Genomic DNA, 9,073 nt, shown 5'->3' on the forward strand with positions numbered 1-9,073 from the left:
GCGCTAGTACCGCGTGTCGAATGTTGCGGTCAGCTCGGCGGTGCCATTGGCGGGTACAGGCACCTTCCATTCCATGCGGTCTGCCGAAACCCTGTTGCCGGGGACGCTCTGCACAGGAATGCGCACGTCGCCCCACAGGCCGCCCTGCAGCACATCCACCGTCACCGGTTCCGCCCGGGCATTGGTCAGCGTGTAGCGCATCACCGTCTGCCAGCGCCTGTCGGAGAGCCGTTTGCGCTCTTCGACCACGGTCTTCACCTTCACATCGAAGGCGTCGCCCGTGGGCACGGCAAGCGAGGAGCCCATCGGTGTGTGATCGATCCGGCTTTCGCCAATGAACTGCGGGTCCCCGCGCGCGTCGCGCATGTAGACACGGATCGTGCCGGCGGGCAGCTGATCGCCGAGGCCGCCCTGCTTGGAGGTCGAGAACTTGATGACGCTAAGGGCGCTTCTCGGCGTATCGTTGCTGCCGAGCCAGCCGTTGACGAATTCGTAGGTCTTGCGCGCCGGCGCGCCTTTCACATCGAGGAAGCTCACCTGCTTCTGCTGCGCGTTGGCGATCGTCGTGCGTTCGGCGAGCGGATAGAGATAGTAATCGCCCAGCCTTTCCCGCGTGCCGCTTTCCGTGCCCGCCTGATCGAGCCGGCCGCCAAGTGCCTGAAATCGATTCTGTCCGCCGCCCACGTTACCGGCGACGAGCAGCGTCCGCGCATTCGTGTAGGTCGTGCCCGTATTGTTCGTCAGCGTCACCCAGCCCTGCATGTCCGCCGCGCCCGTCTTCTCGTCGAACAGCATGACATAGTCGCTGGTCCACCCGAGGCCGGGGGTAAGATAAGAGAGGCGCGTCGGCACCGACCCGGCCCGCGCCGCTTCGATCGTCACCGAAAGCGTCGGGCGTGCACGCAGGTTTTCCGGCACCTTGTCGAAGACTACGCGGACGGGAAGGCCGTCGTCCCGCAACACCTCGATCCGCGTGCCGATCTGAAGCACGATCCCGCCGTTCGCCGCGAGAACCCGGGCTTGCTCGCGCGTTTCCGCGCCGGTGGCGGGATTGGTGCGGACGATCGTGATCGTCTGGCCGACCGCCTTTTCCATGAGCTTGTCGGGCGAGAGCAGGTCGTAATCGAAATTCTGCTCGACGATCGCGATGCCGGCCCCGGAAAGGCTGGTGGTTTCAGGGCGGATCTGCGCCGAAACATCCGGAAATTCCTGACGGCTGCGGCCCGCAGGGACGCTCAGCGTGCGCGCATCCTGCACCAGCGCGATATTGTTGTTGTAGATGGTGACCGCGAGGTCGCCCTGTGAGCCTTCGGCCAATACCGGTTCGGTCAAAACCAGAAACGGCAGCGCGACCAGCAACGAACGCATAGGCGTCTCCCCATGATATGGAGGATAGTGGCCCGAACACTTTGCTTTGAAAAGGCCTGAAAAAACAGGGGAAGACGCCGGTTCATTCAATGCCGGCCCGTATCAGACGCGCCGTGCGACCCGGCTGAACATAGCGCGGTCTTCAGGCCTGCCGCTTCAGGCGGACGAGCGCTTCGTCCAGTGCCGAAAGGAAGCGTGAACGGTCTGCCTTGCTGAACGGGGGCGGACCGCCGATCGCATCGCCGTTGGCGCGCAGGTCAGCCATAATCGCCCGGGTGGCAACCGCACTCCCTATGGAATTGGCGGTGAAGGGCTTGCCGCTCGGCGCGATGACTGTCGCGCCCGCCTTCAGGCAGCGATCGGCGAGCAGGATATCGGCTGTGATGCAGACAGTGGCTCCACCTGCGCGTTCGGCGATCCAGTCGTCGGCCGCATCGAAGCCGTCACTGACGACGACGCGGCTGATCAGCTCATGCGCGGGGGTGCGGATGGGGCTGTTGCTCACGATCGTCACCGGCACTGCGTGACGGAAGGCGACCTTGTATATCTCGTCCTTCACCGGGCAGGCGTCGGCGTCGACGAGGATCTGCGTCACCGGGGGCGGCCGTGCTTCGTGTTGCCGCCCGGCTTGCGGCCCGGATGCCGCGCGCCACGCGCATCGGCACCACGTTCACCGGCACCGTGCGAAGGCTTCGGGCGATGTGGTCGCGACGGCCCCGACCCGGGATTGTCGGCATTGCGGCGGTTATGCCGTGCTGCTTCGCGCGGCTGCCCCTCGATGGGCACGATTTCCACATCGTCGTCGCTCTCGTTCGCCGGGGATCGTACCATGCTCAGGAAGCGTGCGGCGGCCGCCTGCTGCACTTCAAACAAAGTCTCGTTCGCGGTAATGCGGATCGCGCCGATATCGGTGCGGCTGACATGGCCCCGGCGGCAGAGCAAAGGCAGAATCCAGCGCGGATCGGCGTTCTGTCTGCGGCCCATGTTCAGCCGGAACCACGCGCTGCCTTCGAAGCCGTCGCGTGGGGCGCGCGGGCCGGGTGTGCCGTTCTCCGCCAGCAATTCCTCCGGCTCAGGCAGGGCTGCGCGGTGGACATGCACCAGCGCGGCAGCGATCTCCTCGGGGCTGCGTTCCGCCAGCAGCCGGCTGGCGAGCGCGCGGTCCTCGTCCGCAATCTCGGTCGGCGCGAGCAGCCGGGTGAGCAGCCTTTCGCTATCGGCGCTGCGAATTTCATCGGCCGAGGGCGGCGCGATCCACTCCGCCGCGATGCGCGCACCGCGCAGCATGGACTCTACGCGCCTGCGCCGTGGATACGGCACCAGCAGGATCGCGGTGCCTTTCTTGCCGGCCCGGCCCGTGCGCCCCGATCGATGCTGCAACGCCTCCGCATCGCGCGGTATCTCGACATGGATGACGAGCGACAGGCCAGGCAGGTCGATGCCGCGCGCGGCGACATCGGTCGCGACGCAGACGCGCGCGCGCCGGTCACGGAGGGCCTGAAGCGCCTGATTTCGCTCGTTCTGACTGTGCTCGCCGGAAAGCGCCACCGCCGCGAAGCCGCGCTCGGTCAGGCTCGCGTGCAGATGCCGTACATTGTCGCGTGTCGCGCAGAACAATATGGCGGTCTCCGCCTCGTGAAAGCGCAGCAGATTGACGACGGCATGTTCGATATCGGACGGCGCGATTGCGACAGCCTGATAGCTGATGTCGCCATGCCCGCGATTTTCCTCGACCGTCGAGATGCGCAGCGCGTCGCGCTGATAACGGCGCGCCAGTGCGACGATCGGCTTTGGCATGGTGGCCGAGAACAACAATGTGCGCCGTTCCTGCGGCGTGGCGTCGAGCAGCTCTTCCAGGTCCTCGCGGAACCCCATGTCGAGCATCTCGTCCGCTTCGTCCAGGATGACGGCGGCGAGAGCCCGGAGGTCCAGTGCGCCGCGCTCGAGATGGTCGCGAAGGCGGCCCGGCGTTCCGACGACGATCTGCGCGCCGCGCGCTAGCGCGCGCCGCTCGAGCGAGGGGTTCATGCCGCCCACACACGTGGTGACCCGCGCGCCGGTGCTTTCGTAGAGCCATGACAACTCGCGGCTTACCTGAAGTGCCAGCTCGCGCGTCGGTGCGATGACGAGAGCGAGGGGGGCCTCGGCCGGCAGCGCCATGCTCTTATCGTCCAGCAAATCCGCCGCGATGGCGAGGCCGAAGGCCACGGTCTTGCCGGACCCTGTTTGCGCGGAAACGATCAGATCGCGCCCTTCGGCCTCGGTTTCAAGCACGGCGGCCTGCACGGGGGTGGGCGCCGCGTAGCCGCGTGTTACGAGCGCTTCGGATAGAAGCGCGGGAATGTTCTTGAAAATCATGCTCTCTTGCTTGTGCATTCCGCGACACATGTCGGCGGCGGCAAGGCGCTATCGCCCGCTTTTGTCACGCGATAGGCGTGTCGCGGCGATCGCGCAATAGACGAACCGGCAGGGCGCCCGTCCCGGCCGCGTCCCTTGCGGGCGCGAATGCGGTGCCTGTTTGACTTGATCCCTCCCGGCTGTACCACTTGGGCAACCGTGGAGACCCGATTCAGGACGAAGATGGCAGATCAACACACGGAGACCGACTCGCTCGATGTTTTCGATCGGATCATGGATGCGATCGTCATGCAGCGCCTCGCGCCCGGCCAGAAGGTTTCAGAGAACATCCTGACGCGCATGTTCGGTATCAGCCGCACGGCGGCGCGCAACGCCATGGAGCAGATGACTGCGCAGCAGTTCATGGTTTCGAACTCGCCGCGGATCACGCGGATCGCGCCGCTCACGCTGCGCGACGTGAAGGAGAACTTCACGATCCGCAAGATGATGGAGCCGAGCATCCTTTCGATGATCTCGCCCCAGATCGAGGAGGCTGAATTCAAGCGCCGGAACGACGCGATCTTCCACGAAGGCCCCATCCTGAACGACGAGGATGCGCTCCGGCTTCTGAGGGCGAACCGGGAGTTCAACGTCTATATCGCGCAGCAGACGCAGTTCCAGCTTCTGATCAGCTGGATCCGGCAGCTTGAGGAAACGACGATGCGGATCTACTGGATCTACATCAAGCTCACCAAGTCCATGCCCTACCCGTGGGAGCAGCATAAAAGCCTGCTGGAGCTCGTGAAGAACAACCAGACCGACGAAATCCGCAAGCATACGCTGATGATGATCTCGTCCTGCGAGGACCGGGTCCTCCATGCGATCTTCACGCATGGCAAGCTGAACGCGCACAGCCTCAGCCTCTGAGGGGCCGGATTCTCTGCCCATGCCGGACATGGGCCTCATCATGACGTTTCACCGCGTGATTAACGGCCTCTGCAATCATTTCATTTGCGGAATATGGCAGCCTTATTTTTAGAAAAATCTCTAATAAGGCTGCTTTATTTCCAATCAGGAATGCGATATCACTTTCCATCTCGCTGAAAAATTCGGTGGAACCGAGCGCGATAAGAGGGGAATTCAAATGATATTCAGGTCTAAATTCAAGAGCTTGGCTGGTGTGGCGCTGTGGGCCGTCGCGGCTCCGGCGCTGGCGCAGTCGGCCGGGGATGCCGCGCAGGCAGACACGGACGCCGATTCCGAGATCATCACGGTCACGGGCACGCGCCTCAAGGGCAATTTCGAAGCGCCGACCCCGGTCCTGGCGCTTGGCACCGAGCTTATCGACCAGCGCGGTACGACAAACGTCGCCAACGTCATCAACGAAATTCCGGCCTTCACGGGCACGCTGACACCGTCCTCCACCACGCTCAACAGCCGCCAGAACGGCGTGAACGTGGTCGACCTGCGCGGTCTCGGCCCCAACCGCAACCTCGTGCTCGTCAACGGCCGTCGCTCGACCCCGTTCGACGAGTTCGAGAACATCGACCTCAACGTCGTGCCGTCGCTGGCCATCAAGCAGGTTGAAATCGTGACGGGCGGCGCCTCTGCGGCTTATGGTTCGGACGCGATCTCGGGCGTCGTCAACCTGATTTACGATGAGAAGCTCGAAGAACTGCGCCTGAACGCGCAATACGGTCTTGCTGATCGCGGCGATGCACAGAACTTCCGCCTGTCCGGCGCGTGGGGCACAGCCTTCGCTGAAGGTCGCGGTCATTTCCTGATCGCTGCCGACTACGACGACAACAAGGGCATCCCGAAGGCGTCCGCGCGCAAGTGGCAGCGTAGCAGCCCGGCGATCGTCTCCAATCCGCTCGATACCGATGGAGACAGCGCCAATCCGAGCGATGGCATCCCGACCTATATGTTCATCGATAATGCTTCGCTGTTCATCGCCAGCCCCAACGGCGTGACGCTTCCGGGCGGAGCCGCGGGCAACCTCGAGTTCTTCCCGGACGGCATTGCGCGCACGCGCGTGCTCGGTGACGTCTATGGCACGTTCATGGGCGGCGGCAGCGGTTCGCAGCTCGGCAACAACAGCGCGCTTGTCGTTCCGACCGAGCGGTTCAACGTGCTCGCTGCCGCGAATTACGAGGTCTCGGACAGCGTTACGCTGTTCGGTGAAGCCAGCTTTGCCCGTTCGAAGTCGCGCGGTGCCCTGGTCAACGGCTTCAGCTTCGGCGCGATCGAAATCCAGCCCGACAACGCCTATCTCCCGGCTGATGTCGCAGCTCTCAACACGCCCTTCGACCTGTACCGCACTTTCGAGGAAATCGATCCGATCACATCGGCATCGGTCACCGAAAACATGCGCTTCGTGGGCGGTCTCAAGGGCGAGATCGGATCAAACTGGAAATGGGAAGTCTCGGCCCAGTACGGACAGACCGATTTCAGCAACAAGCAGTATAACAACCTGCTTCCCGGCAATCTCGCGAAGGCTGCGAATGCTGTAGAAGTTGGCGGCAACATCGTGTGCGGCGTCAATGCCGACGCGGATCCGCTCAACAATGATGCTGCCTGCGTGCCGATCAACCTGTTCGGCAAGGGTTCGCCGAGCCAGGCTGCGCTCGATTACATCACCGGAACCGGCATCTCGGACACCCGCATCAAGCAGTCGGTCTTCGCGGCTGAAATCGGCGGCGAAGCATTCGAAGGCTGGGCCGGTCCGATCGTCGCGACCGTCGGTGCCGAGCATCGCACGCAGAAGCTGAACCGCACGGTGAACGCGCCCAACGACAATGAGGAGTTCCTCATCGTCAACGCGCAACCGCTGCGCGGCAAGTACGACGTGACCGAAGCGTTCGCCGAGGTCGGTGTCCCGCTTATCGATGGTGCACAGAGCCTCGATTTCAACGCCGCCGCGCGCTACACGCACTACTCGACGGTTGGCGACGTGGTCACCTGGAAGGCCGGTCTTGTTTTCGAGCCGACCGACTACCTGCGCTTCCGCGGTACGATCTCTCGCGATATTCGCGCGCCTAGCATCGGTGAGACCTTCGTCGAAACCGTGCTGCTGTTCGGCAATCTCAATAATCCGTTCATTCCGGGCAGCGGCACGGAGTTGGTTCGTACTCCGCTCTCGGGCAATCCGAACCTGACGGAAGAGCGCGCCACCACGAAGACGATCGGTGCGGTCGTCACGCTCGGCGGCTTCCGCACGTCGCTCGACTTCTGGGATATCAATCTCAAGGGCGCGATCGGTTCGCTCGGCGCACAGGATATCGTCAATCGCTGCTTCCGCGGTGAAGAGGCGATGTGCGAATTCGTCACGCTGGACGAAGACGACGAACTCATCGAAGTGCGCCAGCAGAACCTGAACCTCGGCACATACAAGCTGCGCGGTCTCGATTTTGAGGCACGCTATGCGACTGGCCTTGGCAACGGCACGCTCAACCTCGGTGCGGTGGCGACGTATCTCATCCACAAGAAGATCGCGCCGACCGGTGGTGAACTTCTCGACGTTGCTGGCGAAGTCGGCGGGCGCAATGCCGGTGGCATGCCCGATTTCAAGGCGACCCTTTCGGCTGGCTACGACGCTGATCGCTGGGGTGCCTTCGTGCAGGCCCGCTACATCGACGGCGGCGTCTACGACGTGACCTTCGGACCGGAACAGCTGTCGAAGAAGGAGAACAACGTCGGGGCGGTAGTCTACGTCGACCTGTCGGCAAAGTACAAACTCGACAACCTGTTCGGTTCGAACACGGAAATCTACGCGGGCGTCGACAACCTGTTCGATCGCACGCCGCCGATTCTTCCGGCTGACTTCATCTCCAACTCCGCAACCAATGGCAGCGTTTACGACGTGATCGGTCGCAAACTCTACGTCGGTATTCGCGCCCGCTTCTAGAGCCTGATCGTTGAGGATGGGTGCTCAGCACGCACCCATCCTCAACGACGCTGGTCTCTATGCGAAAACGACAAGCCCGGCCTGCGCCAGCGCAGGCCGGGCTTTTATGTCAGCCCAGAATGTTGAACGAGATTTCTGCCCGGAGGCCGAAGGCGAGTGCATTGCGCACGGTCGGATCGGCGCCGGGATTGATGATGTAGTGCGCGCTCGGCTGAAGTGACAGCCACGATGCGACAGGCGCACGATAGGTCAGTTCGAAGGCGACCTCAGCGTTATCCGCCGGAACAGCATGTTTGTATGCATCCCCAGTGAACGCCGCGGCAACCGCGAAGCCCAATTGATCCTCGTCACGGCCCTTGAACGGCCCCGTGTAATTGAGGCCGGCACTTGCGAACCTGCCGAACGTATTGAAACGCCCGTCGGCGATGCCGAGCCGGGCGAAGGCGGCAAGGCCCTGCGCAGGATCGCCTGATTCTTCGAACAGCGCGGTTTCACCGCGCACATAAAGGCCGTCATTGCCGCGGTCGCTGTTTCCCGCGTGATCGTCGAAACGTGCCGTATAGCTCCAGCCGCCGAACAGAAGCCGTCCATGCGGCAGAGGCGCCTCGATCTCGGCGACGAGGAGCGCCCCGTCACCGTTGCCCAGCTTCACGGCCGTGCGCTTCGGGCGATCGGGATCGCCGGGTATGCCATCGAGCACGGCGGCACGCACCACCCAGCCTTCCGCAGGCTCGATCGCAATGCGGGCGGCGAGCGATGTCGACGGAAAAATCGAAGGGCCGTTTTCACCTGTCTGGGCAAAATCGGTGCCGATACCGTGCGGGCTGCCGATAAACAGGCCGGAGGCATCAAGCGAGTCGAACTCCGAGTTGAGATCGTAGAGGCCGACCTTCAGCGAGCCGCCTGCAAATTTCTGCTCGATCCACGCTTCGTAGAGCCGAAACGCCTGCACGCCGGTTTCGATATTGCTCGCCGTCTGCGCGTCGCCGGCGAGCTCGCTGAACGACTTGCCGTTGTTGTAGAGGCCATAGACGTGGACGCTCGCGCCCTTCCATCCGGCAATCGCCTCAAGGTCGGCCTCGGCGACGATGTCGAGATTGTCGAGATAGCGGCTGCCGCGCTTGATACCGCCGGAGGCGTTCGACATCACCTCGCCCGTATAGGTCGCCTGAAGCAGCAACGGTCCATGGCTCTCGTCGATCTCGCCCCGGCTGTGCGTGTGGCCGTGCGGAAGGTGACCTTCCGAGGCAAATGCGGGGAACGCAGCCAGCGAGAGGGCCGCAGCAAAATAGGGACGCATCAATCTTCTCCAATCCTTTTTTATTTTATGGATGTCCCCGGCGAGACACACAGCCGGGGGTGGCGACACGGGTCAGGTGTTTCTCGGGCATTCAGTTTTGTATTTGATCATTGATGGGTAGTGATCGGATGCGTTTACCGGTTGCGGCATGGATGGCGTTG

General features: G+C 63.1%; 6 protein-coding genes. 2 read left to right on the top strand and 4 right to left on the bottom strand.

All coding sequences use genetic code 11. The annotated features are described in order from the left end of the window. Window positions 1–3: 3 nt before the first annotated feature. From ACFQ00_RS12150 to ACFQ00_RS12160, 3 genes are all read right to left on the bottom strand, one after another. Window positions 4–1,368, bottom strand: a complete 1,365-nt coding sequence (locus tag ACFQ00_RS12150; RefSeq protein ID WP_381491063.1) for a DUF4139 domain-containing protein — start codon at window positions 1,366–1,368, stop codon at window positions 4–6. 142 nt (window positions 1,369–1,510) lie between these two features. Next, complete coding sequence (locus ACFQ00_RS12155) at window positions 1,511–1,963, bottom strand: YaiI/YqxD family protein (RefSeq protein WP_381491065.1); 453 nt, start codon at window positions 1,961–1,963, stop codon at window positions 1,511–1,513. Then, window positions 1,960–3,726: a DEAD/DEAH box helicase gene (locus tag ACFQ00_RS12160; protein WP_381491068.1), complete on the bottom strand. Its 1,767-nt coding sequence runs from the start codon at window positions 3,724–3,726 to the stop codon at window positions 1,960–1,962. The genes ACFQ00_RS12155 and ACFQ00_RS12160 overlap by 4 nt, the downstream gene beginning before the upstream one ends. Before the next feature lie 222 nt (window positions 3,727–3,948). On the opposite strand from ACFQ00_RS12160, the gene ACFQ00_RS12165 reads away from it, so the two are divergent. Both ACFQ00_RS12165 and ACFQ00_RS12170 read left to right on the top strand, forming a co-directional pair. Further along, a complete protein-coding gene (locus ACFQ00_RS12165; RefSeq protein WP_381491071.1) occupies window positions 3,949–4,632 on the top strand; it encodes a GntR family transcriptional regulator in 684 nt (227 codons plus the stop codon). A gap of 217 nt (window positions 4,633–4,849) precedes the next feature. Continuing rightward, a complete protein-coding gene (locus tag ACFQ00_RS12170; protein ID WP_381491074.1) occupies window positions 4,850–7,612 on the top strand; it encodes a TonB-dependent receptor domain-containing protein in 2,763 nt (920 codons plus the stop codon). 109 nt (window positions 7,613–7,721) lie between these two features. Here the strand turns inward: ACFQ00_RS12170 and ACFQ00_RS12175 are convergent, their stop codons facing one another. Next, window positions 7,722–8,912 carry a carbohydrate porin gene (locus ACFQ00_RS12175; protein ID WP_381491077.1) on the bottom strand — a complete coding sequence of 397 codons (1,191 nt, stop codon included), beginning with the start codon at window positions 8,910–8,912 and terminating at the stop codon, window positions 7,722–7,724. Window positions 8,913–9,073 lie beyond the last annotated feature (161 nt).

The sequence above is a fragment of the Sphingosinicella xenopeptidilytica genome (assembly GCF_042676985.1).
In the GTDB taxonomy this organism is placed as follows: Bacteria; Pseudomonadota; Alphaproteobacteria; order Sphingomonadales; family Sphingomonadaceae; genus Sphingosinicella; species Sphingosinicella xenopeptidilytica.

What these genes read in the sequence shown, in the direction of transcription:
- ACFQ00_RS12150 (WP_381491063.1), bottom strand. Translation starts at nt 1,368, where the DNA reads ATGCGTTCGTTGCTGGTCGCGCTGCCGTTTCTGGTTTTGACCGAACCG.
- ACFQ00_RS12175 (WP_381491077.1), bottom strand. Translation starts at nt 8,912, where the DNA reads ATGCGTCCCTATTTTGCTGCGGCCCTCTCGCTGGCTGCGTTCCCCGCA.
- ACFQ00_RS12160 (WP_381491068.1), bottom strand. Translation starts at nt 3,726, where the DNA reads ATGATTTTCAAGAACATTCCCGCGCTTCTATCCGAAGCGCTCGTAACA.
- ACFQ00_RS12170 (WP_381491074.1), top strand. Translation starts at nt 4,850, where the DNA reads ATGATATTCAGGTCTAAATTCAAGAGCTTGGCTGGTGTGGCGCTGTGG.
- ACFQ00_RS12165 (WP_381491071.1), top strand. Translation starts at nt 3,949, where the DNA reads ATGGCAGATCAACACACGGAGACCGACTCGCTCGATGTTTTCGATCGG.